This is a genomic window from Bradyrhizobium neotropicale (genome assembly GCF_001641695.1).
Taxonomy (GTDB): domain Bacteria; phylum Pseudomonadota; class Alphaproteobacteria; order Rhizobiales; family Xanthobacteraceae; genus Bradyrhizobium; species Bradyrhizobium neotropicale.
On the sequence record NZ_LSEF01000063.1, the window covers coordinates 202,065 to 221,189 of the forward strand.

Consider the following 19,125-nt stretch of genomic DNA (forward strand, 5'->3'; position numbering starts at 1 on the left):
AACGATCACCCAAACCAAATAGTTGCTGCAGTGCAAAATAAAAAGCCCGTGTGCTGTCGATCTGCCCGGAATCGCGGGAAAACCCGCAGAAATCCGCAGGTATTAACCGCGGTGCCTCAACTTCGTGCAGATGCGCGGCGCATCCATGCCAGAAATGCGGCGCAGATCATGATTAACGTCGCGAACAAGGCGAGCGAGACGAAGAATCCTGCGCGCGCTGATTGCAATGATTCGACGGCGAAGAAAACTGCACCGATTGCGGCCACTCCGGCCGCATTTCCGATCTGCGCTGTCGTGCCGTACATGCCGGATGCAGAGCCTGCAGCAGCGGGCTTCACCGTCGAGAGCACGGCGCCGGAGAGCGGCGCCATCACCAATCCCTGACCGTAGCCGAAGATGATCATGGTGAGCGCGAGCCAGATCGGCGTCGTCGTATCGACATGGCCCACAACGAATGCCAGTGCTGCGAGGCCCGCGATTTGAAGCGCGCAGCCCTCGATCAACACCTTGGTGCCGCGATGCCGCGCCCGCGCACCGCTGTGGCGCGACGCCACCACGAAGGCGAGCGCAAGGGGAATGAAGGCCATGCCGGCCGACAGCGGCGGGATCCTCAATCCCCGCTGCATGAACAGCGTCATGACCAGATAAAATGACAGATTGGCAACAAAGAAGAAGAATGCCGCGCCGAGGCCGCGCAGAAAGCCGGCATCCGACAGCAGCGTCAGATCGATCAGCGGCATGCCGCCGGCGCGCGCGACCGCATGTTCGAGCTTGGGGAATGCGGCGAGGATGACGCCGCCGATCGCCATCACCGCCCACAGCCACGGCGCCCAGCCGACGTCATGGCCGAACAGCAGCGGCCCGATCAGGCCCAACAGACCTGCGAACAGGACGACGCTGCCCTTGATGTCGAGCCGGGTCGTGGCGCGGCGCGGCACCGACGGCATGATGCGCCAAGCGGCGGCGGCGATGACGAGTCCGCACGGCACGTTGACGAAGAATACCGAGCGCCAGCCGGTTCCGGCAAGATCGATCGTGACCAGGAGACCGCCGAGCAGGAAGCCTGCGGCGCCGGCAAGTCCAAGCACGATGCCATAGATGCCGAAGGCGCGGCTGCGCGATTCGTCGGTGAAGAGCAGATGCAGCGTCGCCAGCACCTGCGGCACCATCAGCGCCGCGGTCGCGCCCTGCGCCAGCCGCGCGATGATCAGCTCCGCGCCGGATTGCGCCAGGCCGCACCACAGCGACGTCACGGTGAAACCGAGCACACCGGCCAGGAACACGTTTTTCGTACCGTGGATGTCGCCGAGCCGGCCGCCGGTGACGACGAGCGTGGCATAGGCGATCAGATAGATCGCAATCACGGATTCGATCTGCGCGGGCGTCGCTTGCAGATCGATCGCAATCGTGGGGATGGCGACGTTGACCACGAAGGCATCGACCCCGAACATGAACTGCGCGGCCACGACGATCGCCAGCACCCACCAGCGCCGGGTCGAATCGACTTGTTGTGTGACGATCTGATGCATCGGCGCAGGACCTTCAATGTCGTTGCCCGATGATTTCAGATCGGATGAGGCGCCGGCGATTACCTCGGAGGTAGGATTTCCGCGCTTCCTTCGCCTCTCCCCGTAAGAACGGGGAGAGGGAGAGGAGGGATCGTGCTAGCCGAGAAGAAGGCCATTCCTCTCGTCTCTCCGCATGCCCGCATTCCGTCGCGCGGGATGTGCCGCGATTGCCTTCGCATCCGCCAGCACGTAGCCTCGCGCGGGCAACAAAACAGAAAACAAGCCGGAGAGAACGCCATGGCGCGCCTGAAATTCGGAGCCTTTCTTGCCCCGCATCACCCGATCGGGGAGCATCCGATGCTCCAGTTCCGGCGCGATCTCGATCTCGTCGAGCAATTAGATAGCCTCGGCTATGACGAGTTCTGGTGCGGCGAGCATCACTCCTCCGGCTGGGAGATGATTGCCTCTCCCGAAATGTTCCTGGCCGCGGCGGGCGAGCGCACCAAGCGCATCAAGCTCGGCACCGGCGTGGTGTCGCTGCCCTATCATCATCCCTTCAACGTCGCCCAGCGCATGGTGCAGCTCGATCACATGACCGGCGGCCGCGCCATCTTCGGCTCCGGTCCCGGCGCGCTGGCCTCGGACGCACACACGCTCGGCATCGATCCGATGACCCAGCGCGACCGCCAGGACGAGGCGATCGGTGTGATCCGCCGTCTCTTCAACGGCGAGCGCGTCACCGCCAGGAGCGACTGGTTCACCATGAACGACGCCGCGCTCCAGATCCTGCCGCTGCAGGAGGAGATGCCGTTCGTGGTGGCTTCGCAAATCTCGCCGTCCGGCATGACGCTGGCCGGCAAATACGGCATCGGCATCATCTCGCTGGGCTCGATGACGACGCAGGGCCTGATGTCGCTCCAGCAGCAATGGCAATTCGCCGAGGATGCCGCGAAGAAGCACGGCACCAAGGTCAATCGCGCCGACTGGCGCGTGCTCCTGACCTGGCACATCGCCGAGACCCGCGAGCAGGCCCGCCGCGAAGCCGGCGCCGGCCTGATGCGCTGGCACAACGAATATAATGTCGGCACGCTGCAACGGCCGGGACTCACGGCATTCTCCTCGCCCGACGAGGCCGTGGACAAGACCGCCTTCGTCGAGGGCGCGGCCTCCACCATCGGCACGCCCGACGATCTCGTCAAAACCATCAAGAACGTGATGCAGGTGTCCGGCGGCGTCGGGGCCATCATCGGCTTCGTGCACGACTGGGCCAATCCGGAGAACACCCGCCGGAGCTGGGACCTGGTCGCGCGCTACGTGGTGCCGGAGATCAACGGCTACATCGATGGCCTGCGCAAGTCGCAAAAATTCGTGATCGAGAATCGCGCGATCTTCGAACGCGCCGGCCAGGCCGTGATGGCCAAGATCATGGAGAACGAGAAGGCCGCCGAGGCGCTGAAGGTAACCGGCCCGGGCCGCGTTGCGATTCCGGCCGTGAACGCGCCGGATTTGCAGAAGGAAGCGGCGAAGCGGTAAGTCCCGATCGCAGCCACGCGCTAAATGACGATCACATGTTATCTACCGGCCTGTGCTATGCTGCGCGGGCCGCAATAATGCCGTGGTCGCGCTGTTCCGTTCGGCCCGCCAACCGGAGCACTCGTCATGTCGATGCAGAACGTCGCCTCGCCTGCGCTCGGCTTCGTGTCGCCCAAGCGCAACGAGCTGAAGCATATCCCGGGCGACGAGGGCTGGCCGATCATCGGCAAGACATTCGAGGTGCTGGCCGACCCGAAGGGCAATGTCGAGGCGTGCGCTGCGAAATACGGTCTCGTCTATCGCACCCACACCTTTGGCCAGACCAACGTCGTGCTGCTCGGACCCGAGGCCAACGAGTTCGTGCTGTTCGACCAGCAAAAGCTGTTCTCATCGACCCATGGCTGGAACCGCGTGCTCGAACTGTTGTTCCCGCGCGGCCTGATGCTGCTCGATTTCGAAGAGCACCGCCTGCACCGCAAGGCACTGTCGGTCGCCTTCAAGTCCGGGCCGATGAAGTCCTATCTCATCGACCTCGACAAGGGCATCGCAGCGCGGATCGCGCAGTGGAAGGCGAAGCCTGGCGTGATGCAGCTTTATCCGGCGATGAAGCAGCTCACGCTCGATCTCGCCGCGACCTCCTTCCTCGGCGCCGATATCGGACCGGAGGTCAACGAGATCAACCGCGCTTTTGCCGACATGGTGGCAGCCTCTGTCGCCCCGATCCGCCGTCCGCTGCCGGGCACGCAGATGGCGCGCGGCGTGGCCGGGCGGAAGCGCGTCGTCGCCTATTTTCGCGAACAGATTCCGCTCCGCCGCGCCAAAGACGGCGGCGAGGACCTGTTCTCGCAGCTTTGTCGCGCCACCCATGAGGACGGTGCGCTGCTCTCCGAACAGGACATCATCGACCACATGAGCTTCCTGATGATGGCCGCCCACGATACGCTGACCTCGTCGCTGACGTCCTTCATCGGCGCGCTCGCGGCGTACCCCGATTGGCAGCAGAGGCTGCGCAGCGAGGTTTTTGCGCTCAGGCTGGCAGCCGACGCGTCCACAGGCGTTGACGATCTGGAAAAAATGCCGCTGTCGGACATGGCGTTCAGGGAGACGCTACGGATCAGACCACCGGTGCCGTCGATGCCGCGCCGCGCCATGCGCGATTTCACCTTCAAGGGCTTTGCGATTCCTGCCGGCACCTCGGTCGGCGTCAATCCGCTCTTTACGCACTACATGGAGGACATCTGGCCGGAGCCGGACCGCTTCGATCCCCTGCGCTTCACCGAGGAGGCACAGCGCAATCGTCACCGCTTCGCCTGGGTGCCGTTCGGCGGCGGCGCGCATATGTGCCTCGGCCTGCACTTCGCCTACATGCAGGCGAAATGCTTCGCGCGGCATTTCCTGCAGAACATCGAGGTGTCGCTGGAGCCCGGCTACAAGCCTGACTGGCAGATGTGGCCGATCCCGAAGCCGAGGGACGGGCTGCGGGTGGTGGTCAAGGCGGTGTGAATTCGCCACACGGACAGTAGATCGTAGGGTGGGCAAAGCGAAGCGTGCCCACCACATCTCCTCCAGGTTCAAGCACCGTTGGTGGGCACGGCGCGCGAAGAACGCGCCTTTGCCCCCCTACGGATTCTGCGTCCGGGGCACGAGACCTACCCCGCCCCCTGATCGAATGCCTTGCGCAGCGCGACATAGCCCTGCTGCTGCTGGCTCCAGTTGCGGCCACCGGTCATGGCGCCGTCGATGACGAGATCATGGCCGTTGATGAAGCTCGACTCGTCGCTGGCCAGGAACACCGCGGCGTGCGCGATGTCGTCAGGAAGGCCCGCGCGCGGGATCGGCTGCGCGCTCTTATAGACCTCGCGCATCACCGCCGGCGTCTTCTCGGCGGCTTCGGTCGTTAGCCCCAGCGCCTTGCCGAAGATGCCGGTCGCGATTGCCCCCGGCGAGATCGAATTGACCCGCACGTTGGACTCGCCGAGTTCCATTGCCGTGCATTTGGTGAGGTGGATCACCGCGGCCTTGGCCGCACCATAGACCATCGAGGAGGAGAAACCGGCGAGGCGGCCAGCGATGCTGCCATTGTTGATGATGCTGCCAGACCCCTGCTTCTTCATGTAGGGCGCGGCGTGCTTCATACCGAGCATGACGCTCCGCACCAGTGTCGCCATCGCCGCATCGAAGCGCTCGACCTCGAGGCCTTCGATACCGCCGGTTTGTGCCGGTCCGCCGGCGTTGTTGAAGAGGCAATCGATCCGGCCGAACTTTTCCACCGCAAGCGCGATCAGCGCGCGCATCTGCTCTTCCACCGTCACATCCGTCTGGCGGAAGATACAGGCGGCGCCGAGTTGTCGCGCCAAAACTTCGCCCTCCGGTATACGGCGACCTGCGATCACAATTTTGGCACCTTCCGCAACGAAGACTTCCGCCGTACGCAGTCCGATTCCGCTCGTCGCACCGGTGATCACCGCAACCTTGCCGTCCAGCCTGCCCATTGAATGTTCCCCTTTTTGAGTGATTTGAGGCCAATTGGCGGGCACCGGTCGATGCCGCGGCCGCAATGGCAACTATCCCGCCCCGCTCCCGGCAAGGCAAGCTATGCTTGCGTGCGCGTTATGCGTAACATTCTCACCTGCCGCTCGAATTTCGAACCCACGACGCGATTGGGCCGCGCATGGTGAAGCTGGTCGACGAATTCCGGAAAGGCTGGCAGGGCGTGGCGCCGCCGTCGCTCGGCCTGAGCCTCGTCTTCGCGGCGGCCTGCATCGCGCTTGCAACGCTGGCGCGCTGGGGCCTCGCCCATGTCCGCCCTGACGTCTACTTCACTCCGTACTTCCCGGCCGTGTTCTTTGCCACCGCGTTCGGAGGTTTCCGGATCGGCATTTTGACGGCGATCGTCGGCGGCGTGCTCGGCGTGGTCCTGAACTTCGGCGACACCGTTGCCGACCACGCGCGATTTGCACTGATGGCGCTCTATTGGGCCGTCTGTGCGCTCACCATCTGGGGCGTCGAGCACTACCGCACGATGCTGGTGGAGCAGCGCCGGATCGCCAAACGCCTGATCGAGGAAGAGGACTATCGCAAGCTCCTGGTCGACGAGCTCCAGCACCGGCTGAAGAACAAGCTCTCGACGGTGCATGCCGTGCTGCACCAGGTGCTGCACGAGCAGCCGCAGGTCTGGTCCAGGATCGATCCGCGGTTGCGGTCGCTGGCCGCAACCGACGATCTGATCTCGCGGATCGACAATACCGGCTGCGACATCCGTGACCTCCTGATCTCGGAGCTCGGTCCCTACGGCCATGTCCGCTTCACGCTCAACGGCGATCGGCTGTTCCTGCCGGCGAAGCTCGCGGTCACGCTGTCACTGATGTTCCACGAGCTCGCCACCAATGCGGGCAAATACGGCGCCTTCTCCTCGCCGCGCGGACTGCTGCAGGTGTCATGGACCGTCAACGACGATCGTCTCACCATCACCTGGGATGAAACCGAGGGCCCGACGGTCGACAAGGTGTCCGCACCCGGCTTCGGCACCAAATTGCTGAAGTCGGCACTGTCCGCCTTCGACGGCAAGACCGAGATCTCGTATCTGAAGACCGGGCTGCATTGCATCATGCAGTGTCGCATCCCGCAAAAGGGATAGCCTCGCCGCAAACGAAAGCAGATCGCGCGCTTCGCTCGCGGTTTCGCAAGCGCTGTTGACGCTCTGTTAATGACGATCGGCGCCGCGCGTCGCAACGTCGCAAGTTTCCGCCAAAACACCCTCGTATTTCTGCGGACCCCTTAACCAAACCTAAGAGGGAGCTGCGCATGATCGCGCGCATTGCAAAAGCGCGCCTGAACAAGAAGATTCATGAATTCTATGAACGACAACAAATACTCCGGCGCGGGTGAAGCCGAACTCGGATTTCTCAAGGAAATCATTAGAATGCTGCCCGCCGGCCTGACCGTTCAGGACGCGCGCGGCGACCTTCTCCTGGTTAACGATGCCGCCGCCGCCCAGCTCGGCATGGACGGCAGCCGCCCCGCACACGATCTCGCGCAGCGCCGGGATGCCTGCCAGCAGGCACTGAAAGCCGGCCAGGCCATCGTCACCGAGGAAGCGCTGCAGGACGGCGCCGCGCGCCAGGTGCTGCTCACCACGCACCGGCCGGTCCGCCTTTCCGGCCGCGACCTCCTGATCTCGGCCTCCGCGGACATCACCGAGCAGAAGAACTTCGAGGACCAGCTGTTCCGCTCGGCCTATTTCGACGAGCTGACCGGGCTGCCGTCACGGCGTGTGATCGAGCATCGCGCAAACAGCATTCTCGCACGCGAGAAGTCCGGCGAACGCTTCGCGCTCGCCTTCCTCGATGTCGACAATTTCAAGCACATCAACGACTATTACGGCCACGCCGTAGGCGACGCGCTGCTGGTCGAGCTATCGAAGCGGCTCGGCAGGGACTTGCGCGAAACCGACATGCTGTCGCGCATCTCCGGCGACGAATTCCTGCTCTTGCTCTCGCCGATCGAGAGCGAGCAGGAGGTCGCCGAGTTCATGCAGTCGACGCTGAAGCGGCTGACCGCACCCTTCTTCATCGATCATTCCGAGATCTTCGCCTCCACCTCCGTCGGCGTCAGCCTGTACCCGGATCACGGCCGCAGCTTCGAGATGCTGCGACAGAATGCCGATATCGCGATGTACCGGATCAAGAACAACGGCAAGGGCACGGCGGCCTTCTTCGATTCCAGCATGGAGCGCGAGGCGCTCGCGCGCATGAAGATCGAGCAGTCGCTGCGGCTCGCGATCCTGGAGAAGCGCTTCTGCTGTGCCTTCCAGTCCAAGGTCGACATCAGGACGCAGGCGGTGAAGGGCATCGAGGCGCTGGTGCGCCTACGCGACGACGAGGGCGTGATCCAGGCACCCGGCTCGTTCATCAACCTCGCCAGCGAGCTGGGGCTGATCGACGAGCTGACCCATCTCGTGCTCGCCGAGATCGTGAAGTCGATCGACCTGATCAACGACACGTTCGGCGCCGAAGCCACCATCAGCATCAATGTTGCCGCCAAGCAGGCCGGCAATCCCGAATTCATGCGCACCTTCGCGCAGGCGCTGGAGGAGACCGGCTTTCCCCAGCGCTTCATGATCGAGGTGACGGAAGACGCGTTCGTGGCCAAGAATCATTTCCAGGCCGAGATCCTGCCGATGTTCCGCAAGCTCGGCGTCGGCATCTCCATCGACGATTTCGGCACCGGCTATTCCTCGCTGTCTGCGCTCGCCGACATCACCGCCGACGAGATCAAGATCGACCGCTCCTTCATCACCGACATCCATAAGCGTCCGCGCAGCCAGGGCATCTTGCGCGCGATCGAATCCTTGAGCGAAGCGCTCGGAATGACCGTCGTCGCCGAGGGGCTCGAGTCCTACGAGGAGCTGGCCTATCTGCAGGCCGCAACCAAGATCCGCTACGCGCAGGGCTATTACTTCGCCCGGCCGATCTTCCTGGAGGAGCTGAAGCTGGCAACGCCGGCCTCCAGCGAGGCGCGCGTCAGCGTCGCAAGCCGCCCGATGCAGCAAAACCGCCAGGGCTATTCGCGCGCGAGCGGGTACCGGCGGTAGGGGGCGCGACGCGATCATGCGATGAGCTGATCATTCCGTCATCCTGAGGTGCGAGACCCACGATGCGAATGCATCGTGGGTCGAGCCTCGAAGGATGAACGGCCGGGATGCAGCCGGGCCGTCGCCCTTCGAGGGTCGCTGGAGAAGCGGCCACCTCAGGGTGACGGGGATAGATCGAGAGCGGCTCATCCACCAAATCCCGCTTTGAAATTGCTACCCTTTTGGTAATAAGCAGGTGGACTTCGTCCGAGGTACGCCATGTCCGTCCCCGCCTCCGTCAGCGATCCCGTCTATCTCCGTGCGCGCGCGATGGAGACGCTGTTCGAACGGCTGGAAAAGCTCTGCGAGGGCGCAATTGCGATCGATCGCAACGGCCGGGTCGTCTACGTCAACGAGAAGTATCTCACCTCCCTCGGCCTCAAGCGCACCACCGAGGCGATCGGCCGTCCCATCGAGGAGATCATCCCGAACAGCCTGATGCGGAAGGTGGCCGAGACCGGCGAGCCGATCCTGCTCGACATCATGGAGCTCGGCGGCGAGCAGCTCGTCGTCACGCGCATGCCGATCGAGGACGAGAGAGGGACGGTGATCGGCGCGATCGGCTTCGTGCTCTATGATCACCTCGAAAGCCTCAAACCGCTGCTCGCCCGCGTCAGCCAGCTCGAGAGCGATCTGCGGCTGGCCCGCCGGCAATTGTCGAACGCCCGCGCGGCGCGCTTCACTTTCGCCGACTTCGTCGGCAAGACGCCGGGCATCGCCCGGGCCAAGGAGCTCGCAGGCCGCGCCGCGCGGCAGAGCGTCACGGTGCTTCTCACCGGCGAAACCGGAACGGGCAAGGAAATGCTGGCGCAGGCTATACACAATGCCTCGTCCCGCGCCGACAAGCCGTTCGTCAGCGTCAACGTCGCCGCGATCCCGGACACGCTGATCGAGTCGGAATTCTTCGGCACCGCGCCCGGCGCCTATACCGGCGCCGACCGCAAAGGCCGCGAAGGAAAATTCCGCATCGCCGATGGCGGCACGCTATTCCTCGACGAGATCGGCGAAATGCCGCTGCAATTGCAGGCAAAGCTCCTGCGCGTGCTGCAGGAGCGCGAGATCGAGCCGCTCGGCTCCGACAAGGTATCGAAGGTCGACGTCCGCGTGGTTGCCGCGACCAATGTCGATCTGCACAAGCGCGTCAGCGAGGGCGCGTTCCGGGCCGACCTCTACTACCGTCTGAACGTGCTCTCGATCGACCTGCCTCCCTTGCGCGACTGCCTCGATGATCTGCCCGAGATCTGTGCGCGGCTGCTCGAGGACATCAGCGCCTCCGGCGACTACGTCAACGCCAAGATCACGCCGAGCGCACTCGCCGCGCTCGCCCGCTACGATTGGCCGGGCAACGTCCGCGAGCTCCGCAACATCCTGGAGCGCGCGCTGATCCTCAGCGATTCCGCACGACTGACCGGCGACGATTTCGTCCGCATTCTCCCCGTCGGCATCGAGACCAGGCACGCCGCGCCGGCGCGGCCGGCCGGCATCGTGGTGCCCTATGCCGAAGCCGAGGCCGAGTTCGAGAAGCACACACTCGAACAGGCGCTCGCCGCCAGCAATGGCCAGATCTCGGAAGCCGCCAAGATGCTGCGTATCTCGCGCGCGACCTTCTACAAGAAGCTCGCCAAGTTCGGCCTGGCCTCGGGACCCTCCTCCGTCTGAATTACGAGACACGGGACTGTCCGGAGTCTCGGATTCCGGACACGGCGTCTTGCGCCCTTTTCCCGGACCAGGCGCAGGAAATGCCGGGTTTTCAGCCATTTTGCGCAAACCGACCGCAACTGGCGCGGAGCTTGCTCTTCGCTTTGCACAATGACGCATGCTGCAAATGCGCATTCGCAACCAGGGAGGACGCAAGATGAGTGGAGCGATCACCGTCAATCAGCTTGAGGCGAAACAGCCCTCGCATGTCACGGTCGCCACCGCGAGCCTGATCGGCACGGCGATCGAATGGTACGACTTCTTCCTCTACGGCACCGCCGCGGCGCTGATCTTCAACAAGCTGTTCTTTCCCACCTTCGACGCCATGGTCGGCACGCTCCTGGCGTTCGCGACCTACGCCCTCGGCTTCATTGCCCGCCCGCTCGGCGGCGTCGTGTTCGGTCACTACGGCGACAAGATCGGCCGCAAGACCATGCTCTATCTGACGCTCCTGATCATGGGCGCGGCGACTGCGGCGATCGGCTTCCTTCCGACCTACGAGACCGCCGGCATCTGGGCCGCGGTCCTGCTCGTCACCTGCCGGCTGGTCCAGGGTTTTGGGCTCGGGGGCGAATGGGGCGGCGCGGTGCTGATGGCGGTCGAGCACGCGCCCGAGGACAAGAAGGGCTTTTACGGAAGCTGGCCGCAGCTCGGCGCCCCGCTCGGCCTCGTGCTCGGCACGCTGGTGTTCTCGGTGGTGTCCTCGATGCTCACCGACGCCCAGCTCTATGCCTGGGGCTGGCGCATTCCGTTCCTGTTCTCGATCGCGCTGGTGCTGGTCGGCCTGTGGATCCGCTTCACCATCGCGGAATCGCCGGAGTTCCAGAAGGTCAAGGACTCCAAGCAGGAAGTGAAGATGCCGATCGTCGACGCGATCCGGATGTATCCCAAGAACATCCTGCTGGCGATGGGCGCGCGCTTCGCCGAGAACGGCTTCTTCTACATCTACGCCACCTTCGTGCTCGCCTATGCAACGCAATCGCTCGGCATGAACAAGCAGGACATGCTGAACGGCGTCCTGATCGCAGCGGCGATCGAAACCTTCACCATTCCGGCCTTCGGCGCGCTGTCCGACAAGGTCGGACGGCGACCGATCTACATTTTCGGCGCCGTATTCTCGGCGCTGATGTCGTTCCCGCTGTTCATGCTGCTGTCGACCAAGAACCCGCACCTCGCCTGGATCGCGATCGTGCTGGGCCTCGCGGTCGGTCACGCCGCGATGTACGGGCCGCAGGCGAGCTTCCTGTCGGAGCTGTTCGGAACCAAGGTCCGCTATAGCGGTGTCTCGCTCGGCTATAACCTTGCCTCGATCTTCGCCGGCGCGCTGTCGCCGCTGATCGCGACCGGCCTGATGACGGCTTACGCCCCTGCGACCTGGCCGATCTCGCTCTACATGATCGGGCTGGCCATCATCACCGTCGTGTCGGTGTATTTCGCCACCGAAACGCGCAAGGTCGCTCAGCCCTGAATGGGCTGAGCGCGGTCCCCCCGCGACGCCGGAGCGGCTGGTCGCCAGCCGCTCGACGCGATACCAATAAGGCCAAACGAGAAGAACGGGCATGCGGTCCGCAACAGACATGGGAGGGAATGCCATGAGCCAGCATCCTGCCTTGCCCTATTTGCGCAACGCCGAGAAGGGCAAAGTCGTCACCGCGGCGGAAGCCGTCATGCTGATCCGTGACGGCGACACGGTCGCCACCGGCGGCTTCGTCGGCATCGGCTTTGCCGAGGAGATCGCGCTGGCGCTGGAGGAGCTCTATCTCTCCAACGAAGGCGATGCGCCCTACACGCAAGGCAAGCCGCGCAATCTGACGCTGGTCTATGCCGCCGGACAAGGCGACGGCAAGCATCGCGGCCTCAACCATTTCGCCCATGAAGGCCTGGTCCGCCGCGTCATCGGCGGGCACTGGGGCCTTGCGCCAAAACTGCAGCAGCTCGCGATCGCCAATCAGATCGAGGCCTACAACCTGCCGCAGGGCGTGATCACGCACCTGTTCCGCGACATCGCCGCGCACCGGCCGGGACACATCACCCGCGTCGGCATGGGCACATTCGTCGACCCCCGCAACGGCGGCGGCAAGCTGAATGCACGCACCACCGAGGAGATGGTCGAACTGATCACGATCGGCGGCGAAGAGTGCCTGCTCTACAAGACCTTCCCGATCAATGTCGGGATCATCCGCGCCACCACCGGCGATCCCGACGGCAACCTCACCATGGAAAAGGAGGCGCTGACGCTCGAGGCGCTCGCCATTGCGATGGCGGCGCATAATTCCGGCGGCATCGTCATCGCTCAGGTCGAACGCGTCGCCGAGAGCGGCAGCCTCAATCCGCGCCAGGTCAAGATTCCCGGCATTCTCGTCGATTGCGTCGTCGTGGCAAAGCCCGAACACCATTGGCAGACCTTCGGCACGCAATACAATCCGGCCTTCTCGAGCGAGATCCGGGTCCGCGCCGCCTCGCTGCCGGTGATGCCGATGAGCGAGCGCAAGATCATCGCCCGCCGCGCCGCCTTCGAGCTGAAGGCCAACAGCGTCGTCAATCTCGGCATCGGCATGCCCGAGGGGATCGCCTCCGTCGCCAACGAAGAGCGGATCATCGACCTCATCACGCTGACGGCGGAGCCCGGCGTGATCGGCGGCATCCCCGCCAGCGGCATCGATTTCGGCGCCGCGATCAACACGCAGGCCGTGATCGACCAGCCCTACCAGTTCGACTTCTATGACGGCGGCGGGTTAGATGCCGCCTTTCTCGGGCTCGCCCAGGTCGACCGCGCCGGCAATCTCAATGTCAGCAAGTTCGGTCCGAAGCTCGCCGGCGCCGGCGGCTTCATCAACATCAGCCAGAACGCCAAGGAGGTCGTCTTCGTCGGCACCTTCGGTGCGGGCAGGCAGCGCATCGCGGTCAATGACGGCAGGCTGTCGATCCTCCAGGAGGCCACGTCGCGCAAATTCGTCGATAAGGTCGAGCACGTCACCTTCAGCGGCGCCGTTGCCGCCGCGCGCGGACAGCGCGTTCTTTACGTCACCGAGCGCTGCGTGTTCGAGCTTCGCCCTGACGGGATCGAGCTCACGGAAGTCGCGCCCGGCATCGATATCGAGCGCGATATTCTGCGCCTGATGGACTTCAAGCCGCTGGTTCCGCGCGATCCCATGCTGATGGATGCCCGCATCTTCCGTGACGCTCCCATGGATTTGCGCGAGCGGCTGCTCACCATCCCGCTCGACCAGCGCTTCACGCTCGACGAGCAGCAGAACCTGTTCTTCGTCAATCTGGAGCGCTTTCCCCTGCGCAGCAAGGCCGAGATCGACGCGATCGCGGCGATCGTCGAGGCCAGGCTCGCCCCGCTCGGCCGCCGGGTCTATGCCATCGTCAATTATGACAACTTCTCGATCCTGCCCGAGCTGCTCGACGATTATTCCGCCATGGTGCGAAGCCTCACCGATCGCTTCTATGCGGGCGTCTCGCGCTACACCACCTCCGGCTTCCTGCGAATCAAGCTTGGCGAAGCGCTGGAGAAGCGTGGCGTTGCGCCGCACATCTTCGAGAGCGCCGAAGAGGCGCAATCGGATTGGCGCCAGACCGAGGACGTCGCGTCCGACGGCGATGCGCAGCGCGCGGCGCGGCGGGCGGAAAAATGATGCGCATCTTGCAGGCACGGCCTCGGCCGGAAGGTTCAATTGCAATGTTCGTCGGGCTGTGCAAATCGCTGTTGCCCAACAAATTTTATCGGGAGGGACTGTCTTGCGTTTGTCATTCATCATCACAACAACCATTCTCGGCCTTGCCGCGGCGACGTCCGCGCGCGCAGATGACCTCAAGGTCGCGCTGATCTACGGCAAGACCGGTCCGCTCGAGGCCTATGCCAAGCAGACCGAGACCGGCCTGCAGATGGGTTTTGAATATGCCACCAAGGGCACCATGACGCTCGACGGTCGCAAGATCGTCATCATCACCAAGGACGACCAGGGCAAGCCGGACCTCTCGAAGGCGGCGCTGGCCGAAGCCTATCAGGACGACAAGGCCGACATCGCGATCGGCACGACCTCGTCGGCCGCGGCGCTCGCCAATCTCCCCGTCGCCGAGGAAAACAAGAAGATCCTGATCGTCGAGCCGGCGGTTGCGGACCAGATTACCGGCGAGAAGTGGAATCGCTACATCTTCCGCACGGCGCGCAACTCCTCGCAGGACGCGATCTCCAACGCGGTTGCGATCGGCAAGCAGGGCGTCACCGTTGCGACGCTGGCGCAGGACTACGCTTTCGGCCGCGACGGCGTCGCCGCCTTCAAGGAAGCACTCGCCAAGACCGGCGCGACGCTGGCGGCGGAAGAATATGCCCCGACCAACACGACCGACTTCACCGCAGTCGGCCAGCGCCTGTTCGATGCGCTGAAGGACAAGCCCGGCCGCAAGGTGATCTGGGTGATCTGGGCCGGCGCCGGCAATCCACTCGCCAAGCTCCAGGACATGGACCCGAAGCGCTACGGCATCGAGCTCTCGACCGGCGGCAACATCCTGCCGGCGCTCGCCGCCTACAAGGGCCTGCCGGGCATGGAAGGCGCGACCTATTACTACTATGACATTCCGAAGAACCCGGTGAACGACTGGCTGGTCGCCGAGCACCAGAAGCGCTTCAACGCGCCGCCGGACTTCTTCACCGCAGGCGGATTCGCCGCCGCGATGTCCGTCGTCGCCGCCGTCACCAAGGCGAAGTCGACCGACACCGAGAAGCTGATCACGGCGATGGAAGGCCTGGAATTCGACACGCCGAAGGGCAAGATGGTGTTCCGCAAAGAAGACCATCAGGCGCTGCAGAGCATGTATCACTTCAAGGTCAAGGTCGATCCGAACGTCGCCTGGGCCATCCTCGAGCCGGTCCGCGAGCTGAAGATCGAGGACATGGACGTTCCGGTCCGCAACAAGCGCTGAATTCTCTTGCTTCACCTCCCCCGCTTGCGGGGGAGGCCGGGAGAGGGCTCTGTCCTCTTGGGCAGTCTTAATCGTGGAAACACCCTCTCCCCAACCCTCCCCCGCAAGCGGGGGAGAGAGCGCAGCGTGATCCTGGATACGTCCCAACCCTATCGTTCGCCGGACTCACAATGGCCCTGACTGTCGAAACCCGCGACCTGACGATTCGCTTCGGCGGCCATGTCGCGGTCAACAATGTGAGCTGCATTTTTCGTCCGGGCGAGCTCACCGCCATCGTCGGGCCGAACGGCGCCGGCAAGACCACCTATTTCAACCTGATCTCGGGCCAGCTTCGCGCCTCGAGCGGCAGCATCCTGTTCGACGGCACCGACATCACCGAGCATTCCGCGCCCTTGCGCACCCGCGCAGGCCTCGGGCGCGCCTTCCAGCTCACCAATCTCTTCCCGAACCTGACGGTGGAAGAGAACGTCCGACTCGCCGTGCAGGCGGCGAACGGCACCCATTACGACATGCTGCGGCCCTGGATGGTGCGGCGTGACCTGATCGCGCGCGCCGATGGCATCCTCGACCAGGTCGCGCTCGGCAATCGGCGCGGTGTACCGGCGACCGCGCTGTCGCATGGCGACCAGCGCAAGCTCGAGGTCGCCCTGATGATCGCGCTGGAGCCGAAGGTCTTCATGTTCGACGAGCCGACCGCCGGCATGAGCATCGACGAGGTGCCTGTCGTCCTCAACCTGATCGCGCAGCTCAAGCAGGACAAGAGCAAGATCATCCTGCTGGTGGAGCACAAGATGGACGTGGTGCGCTCGCTCGCCGACCGCATCATCGTGCTGCATAACGGCCAGCTCGTCGCCGACGGCCCGCCGGCCGAGGTGATCGCCTCGCCGATCGTGCAGGAAGCCTATCTCGGCATTGCTCCGAAGAGCGCCGCATGACCGACCTTCTGACACTGTCCGGCGTGCACACCCATATCGGCCGCTACCACATCCTCCAGGGCATCGATCTCGTGGTCCCGCAGGGGCAGACCACGATGCTGCTCGGCCGCAACGGCGCCGGCAAGACCACGACGCTGCGCACCATCATGGGGCTGTGGCAGGCCTCGAGCGGCGAGATCAACCTTGCCGGCGAGCGCATCGAGAGTCGCGCCACGCCCGATATCGCGCGGCGCGGCGTCGGCTACGTGCCGGAGAGCATGGCGGTGTTCTCCGATCTCACGGTGAAGGAGAATCTGGTGCTGGCGGCGCGCGACGGGCCGCTCGACGACACCCAGCTCGACTGGATTTTTGGCTTCTTCCCGGCGCTGCGCCGGTTCTGGCTGTCGCGCGCCGGGAGCCTCTCCGGCGGGCAGAAGCAGATGCTGTCGATCGCGCGCGCCATCATCGAGCCGCGCAAGCTGCTGCTGATTGACGAGCCGACCAAGGGGCTGGCGCCCGCCATCGTGATGGCGCTGATCGAATGCCTGAAGGACATCAAGCGCAAGGGCGCCACCATCCTGCTGGTCGAACAGAATTTCTTCGCCGCCCGCGAGCTCGGCGACAGCGTGCTGGTCATGGACAACGGCACCATCGTCCATCGCGGCGGGATGGCGGCGCTGGCCGCCGACGTGCCGCTGCAGGAGCGGCTGCTCGGCCTGAGCCTGGAGGCGCATCAGTGACTGAACTCGCCGCAACCGATCCGCTGCCGAAGCCGAAGCGCGATCTCGCGCCGATCCTTCTGCCGATCGCACTGGCGCTGGCGGTGATCCCGTTCATCGGCTCGACCAGCTCCTGGCTGACGCTGACCGCCGCGAGCCTCGCCATGGGCATGATGATCTTCATCATGGCGTCAGGCCTGACGCTGGTGTTCGGCCTGATGGACGTGCTCAATTTCGGCCACGGTGCCTTCATCGCGGTCGGCGCCTATATCGCGACGCTGGTACTGGCGCCCTTCGCGGCCTCGATGCAGGCGGACTCGCTCTGGATGAACCTCGCCGTGCTGGCGCCGGCGGCGCTGCTCTCGATGGCCGTCTCGGGCGCGCTCGGCCTCGTCGTCGAGCGGGTGCTGATCCTGCCCGTCTACGGCCAGCACCTGAAGCAGATCCTGATGACGACCGGCGGCCTGATCGTCGCCGAGCAGACGCTCTATGCGCTGTGGGGGCCGCAGATCATCCCGCTGCCGCTACCCGCCTCGCTGCGCGGCTCGTTCGTGATCGGTGACGTCGCGATCGCGAAATATCGCGTGCTGGCAACGCTGATCGGCCTCGCCGTCTTCATCGCGATCCAGCTCGTGCTGAACCGTACCAAGCTCGGGCTCCTGATCCGCGCCGGGGTCGAGAACCGCGAGATGGTCGAGGCGCTCGGCTACCGCATCCGCCGCCTGTTCCTCGGCGTGTTCATGACGGGATCGGCACTCGCCGGCCTCGGCGGCGTGATGTGGGCGCTCTATCGCGAGCAGGTCCATGCCTCCATGAGCGACGACCTCACCGTGCTGATCTTCATCGTCGTCATCATCGGCGGGCTGGGATCGATCGGCGGCTGCTTCATCGGCGCCATCCTGGTGGCGATGGTCGCCAATTACGGCGGCTTCCTGGTGCCGAAGCTCGCCCTCGTCTCCAACATCCTGCTGATGGTCGCCATCCTGATGTGGCGGCCGCGCGGCCTCTATGCGGTGACCAGCCGATGATGATTTTATCCGGCGACCCGCCGCGGAGCCGCGTCCTCACCCTCATTCTCGTCGTCATCATCCTGGCGCTGGCGGCGACGCCCTTCCTGTTTCCCGGCGCCAAGGCGCTGAACGTCGCGGCCAAGATCTGCGTCTTCGCCGCGCTGGTCGCCTCCTATGATCTGCTGCTCGGCTATACCGGCACGGTGTCGTTCGCCCATACCATGTTCTACGGCATCGGCAGCTACGCGATCGCGATCGCGCTGTACGCGATGGGCCCCAATTGGGCCGCGGTCGCAACCGGCATCGTCGTCGGCCTGCCGCTCGCAGCCCTGCTCGCGCTCGCCATCGGCCTGTTCTCGCTGCGGGTTGCGGCGATCTTCTTCGCCATGATCACGCTCGCGGTCGCCTCCGCGTTCCAGGTGCTGGCCTCACAGCTCTCCTGGCTGACCGGCGGCGAGGACGGCCGCAGCTTCCAATTGCCCGAGCTGCTGCGGCCCGGCACGGTGCTGATCTCCAAGAGTCTCTTTGGCTTCGAGATCAACGGCCGTACCCTGACCTACTACCTCGTTTTCGCCGTCTCGGCGCTGATGATCCTTGGTCTGTTGCGGGTGGTGAACTCGCCGTTCGGGCGCGTGCTCCAGGCGATCCGCGAGAACCGCTTCCGCGCCGAAGCACTCGGCTTCCGCACCGTCTTCCACCTGACCTACGCCAACTGCCTCGCCGCTCTGGTCGCCGCCAGTGCCGGCATCTTGAATGCGCTCTGGCTGCGCTACGCCGGCCCCGACACCTCGCTCAGCTTCTCGATCATGCTGGACATTCTCTTGATGGTGGTGATCGGCGGCATGGGCACGATCTATGGCGCGATCATCGGCGCCACGATCTTCATCCTTGCCCAAAACTATCTCCAGTCGCTGATGGGTGTCGCAGCCAAGGCGGCGAGCGAAGCCGGCCTGCCTCTGCTGCCGGGACTCCTGCACCCAGACCGCTGGCTGCTGTGGCTGGGGCTGCTGTTCATTGCGAGCGTCTACTTCTTCCCGACCGGCGTGGTCGGACGGCTGCGCGGTGGCGGCGGCGACAAGAAAGCAGCCGCCCCGCATTAAGCCGCGATTAATGATGCAGCGCAACGTTTGCAGCAAGTGTCGCGCAACCTGCGGATGAGACCAGAAAATTCCCGCTGAGCTG

At 64.5% G+C, this 19,125-nt stretch carries 15 protein-coding genes; 12 read left to right on the top strand and 3 right to left on the bottom strand.

All coding sequences use genetic code 11. From position 1 onward, the window contains the following. Positions 1-116 precede the first annotated feature (116 nt). Together AXW67_RS22230 and AXW67_RS43260 are read right to left on the bottom strand one after the other, a co-directional pair. On the bottom strand, positions 117-1,529 hold the full coding sequence (locus AXW67_RS22230; RefSeq protein ID WP_063679562.1) for an MFS transporter: 1,413 nt from the start codon (positions 1,527-1,529) through the stop codon (positions 117-119). Positions 1,530-1,664: 135 nt separating this feature from the next. Next, the gene (locus tag AXW67_RS43260; RefSeq protein ID WP_201723702.1) at positions 1,665-1,904 is read right to left on the bottom strand and encodes a hypothetical protein; all 240 of its coding nucleotides are present in this window, start codon (positions 1,902-1,904) and stop codon (positions 1,665-1,667) included. On the opposite strand from AXW67_RS43260, the gene AXW67_RS22235 reads away from it, so the two are divergent. Both AXW67_RS22235 and AXW67_RS22240 read left to right on the top strand, forming a co-directional pair. Then, on the top strand, positions 1,806-3,041 hold the full coding sequence (locus AXW67_RS22235; RefSeq protein WP_027549950.1) for an LLM class flavin-dependent oxidoreductase: 1,236 nt from the start codon (positions 1,806-1,808) through the stop codon (positions 3,039-3,041). The genes AXW67_RS43260 and AXW67_RS22235 overlap by 99 nt on opposite strands. A gap of 126 nt (positions 3,042-3,167) precedes the next feature. Further along, on the top strand, positions 3,168-4,544 hold the full coding sequence (locus tag AXW67_RS22240; protein ID WP_063679563.1) for a cytochrome P450: 1,377 nt from the start codon (positions 3,168-3,170) through the stop codon (positions 4,542-4,544). A 146-nt stretch (positions 4,545-4,690) separates the two neighbouring features. Here the strand turns inward: AXW67_RS22240 and AXW67_RS22245 are convergent, their stop codons facing one another. Beyond that, positions 4,691-5,533, bottom strand: coding sequence for an SDR family NAD(P)-dependent oxidoreductase (locus AXW67_RS22245; protein ID WP_063679564.1), 843 nt, complete (start codon positions 5,531-5,533; stop codon positions 4,691-4,693). A gap of 179 nt (positions 5,534-5,712) precedes the next feature. Here AXW67_RS22245 and AXW67_RS22250 point away from each other — a divergent pair, with 179 nt between their 5' ends. The 10 genes from AXW67_RS22250 (at position 5,713) to AXW67_RS22295 (ending at position 19,043) form a co-directional block, all read left to right on the top strand. Then, positions 5,713-6,678: a sensor histidine kinase gene (locus AXW67_RS22250; RefSeq protein WP_063679565.1), complete on the top strand. Its 966-nt coding sequence runs from the start codon at positions 5,713-5,715 to the stop codon at positions 6,676-6,678. Positions 6,679-6,897: 219 nt separating this feature from the next. After that, complete coding sequence (locus AXW67_RS22255) at positions 6,898-8,634, top strand: putative bifunctional diguanylate cyclase/phosphodiesterase (protein ID WP_063679566.1); 1,737 nt, start codon at positions 6,898-6,900, stop codon at positions 8,632-8,634. Positions 8,635-8,892: 258 nt separating this feature from the next. Then, positions 8,893-10,332 carry a sigma-54 interaction domain-containing protein gene (locus tag AXW67_RS22260; protein WP_027549955.1) on the top strand — a complete coding sequence of 480 codons (1,440 nt, stop codon included), beginning with the start codon at positions 8,893-8,895 and terminating at the stop codon, positions 10,330-10,332. 196 nt (positions 10,333-10,528) lie between these two features. After that, entirely contained in the window at positions 10,529-11,839 is a 1,311-nt protein-coding gene (locus AXW67_RS22265) for an MFS transporter (RefSeq protein ID WP_245315663.1), read from the top strand. 124 nt (positions 11,840-11,963) lie between these two features. Beyond that, positions 11,964-14,012 (top strand): acyl CoA:acetate/3-ketoacid CoA transferase, encoded by a 2,049-nt coding sequence (locus tag AXW67_RS22270; RefSeq protein WP_063679568.1) that lies wholly within the window; start codon positions 11,964-11,966, stop codon positions 14,010-14,012. Between the two features lie 103 nt (positions 14,013-14,115). Continuing rightward, the gene (locus AXW67_RS22275) at positions 14,116-15,300 is read left to right on the top strand and encodes a substrate-binding domain-containing protein (RefSeq protein ID WP_063679569.1); all 1,185 of its coding nucleotides are present in this window, start codon (positions 14,116-14,118) and stop codon (positions 15,298-15,300) included. A 170-nt stretch (positions 15,301-15,470) separates the two neighbouring features. Next, positions 15,471-16,235, top strand: a complete 765-nt coding sequence (locus AXW67_RS22280) for an ABC transporter ATP-binding protein (protein WP_063679570.1) — start codon at positions 15,471-15,473, stop codon at positions 16,233-16,235. After that, positions 16,232-16,954 (top strand): branched-chain amino acid ABC transporter ATP-binding protein, encoded by a 723-nt coding sequence (locus tag AXW67_RS22285; protein WP_027549959.1) that lies wholly within the window; start codon positions 16,232-16,234, stop codon positions 16,952-16,954. Before AXW67_RS22280 ends, AXW67_RS22285 begins: the two co-directional genes overlap by 4 nt. Continuing rightward, positions 16,951-17,961 carry a branched-chain amino acid ABC transporter permease gene (locus tag AXW67_RS22290; RefSeq protein WP_063679571.1) on the top strand — a complete coding sequence of 337 codons (1,011 nt, stop codon included), beginning with the start codon at positions 16,951-16,953 and terminating at the stop codon, positions 17,959-17,961. The genes AXW67_RS22285 and AXW67_RS22290 overlap by 4 nt, the downstream gene beginning before the upstream one ends. Then, positions 17,958-19,043: a branched-chain amino acid ABC transporter permease gene (locus AXW67_RS22295; RefSeq protein WP_198024651.1), complete on the top strand. Its 1,086-nt coding sequence runs from the start codon at positions 17,958-17,960 to the stop codon at positions 19,041-19,043. The genes AXW67_RS22290 and AXW67_RS22295 overlap by 4 nt, the downstream gene beginning before the upstream one ends. Positions 19,044-19,125: the final 82 nt, after the last annotated feature.

Bases quoted from the DNA above. Each gene is read 5' to 3' on its own strand.
- AXW67_RS22230 (WP_063679562.1), bottom strand. From the start codon at position 1,529: ATGCATCAGATCGTCACACAACAAGTCGATTCGACCCGGCGCTGGTGG.
- AXW67_RS22235 (WP_027549950.1), top strand. From the start codon at position 1,806: ATGGCGCGCCTGAAATTCGGAGCCTTTCTTGCCCCGCATCACCCGATC.
- AXW67_RS22240 (WP_063679563.1), top strand. From the start codon at position 3,168: ATGTCGATGCAGAACGTCGCCTCGCCTGCGCTCGGCTTCGTGTCGCCC.
- AXW67_RS22245 (WP_063679564.1), bottom strand. From the start codon at position 5,533: ATGGGCAGGCTGGACGGCAAGGTTGCGGTGATCACCGGTGCGACGAGC.
- AXW67_RS22250 (WP_063679565.1), top strand. From the start codon at position 5,713: ATGGTGAAGCTGGTCGACGAATTCCGGAAAGGCTGGCAGGGCGTGGCG.
- AXW67_RS22255 (WP_063679566.1), top strand. From the start codon at position 6,898: ATGAACGACAACAAATACTCCGGCGCGGGTGAAGCCGAACTCGGATTT.
- AXW67_RS22260 (WP_027549955.1), top strand. From the start codon at position 8,893: ATGTCCGTCCCCGCCTCCGTCAGCGATCCCGTCTATCTCCGTGCGCGC.
- AXW67_RS22265 (WP_245315663.1), top strand. From the start codon at position 10,529: ATGAGTGGAGCGATCACCGTCAATCAGCTTGAGGCGAAACAGCCCTCG.
- AXW67_RS22270 (WP_063679568.1), top strand. From the start codon at position 11,964: ATGAGCCAGCATCCTGCCTTGCCCTATTTGCGCAACGCCGAGAAGGGC.
- AXW67_RS22280 (WP_063679570.1), top strand. From the start codon at position 15,471: ATGGCCCTGACTGTCGAAACCCGCGACCTGACGATTCGCTTCGGCGGC.
- AXW67_RS22285 (WP_027549959.1), top strand. From the start codon at position 16,232: ATGACCGACCTTCTGACACTGTCCGGCGTGCACACCCATATCGGCCGC.
- AXW67_RS22295 (WP_198024651.1), top strand. From the start codon at position 17,958: ATGATGATTTTATCCGGCGACCCGCCGCGGAGCCGCGTCCTCACCCTC.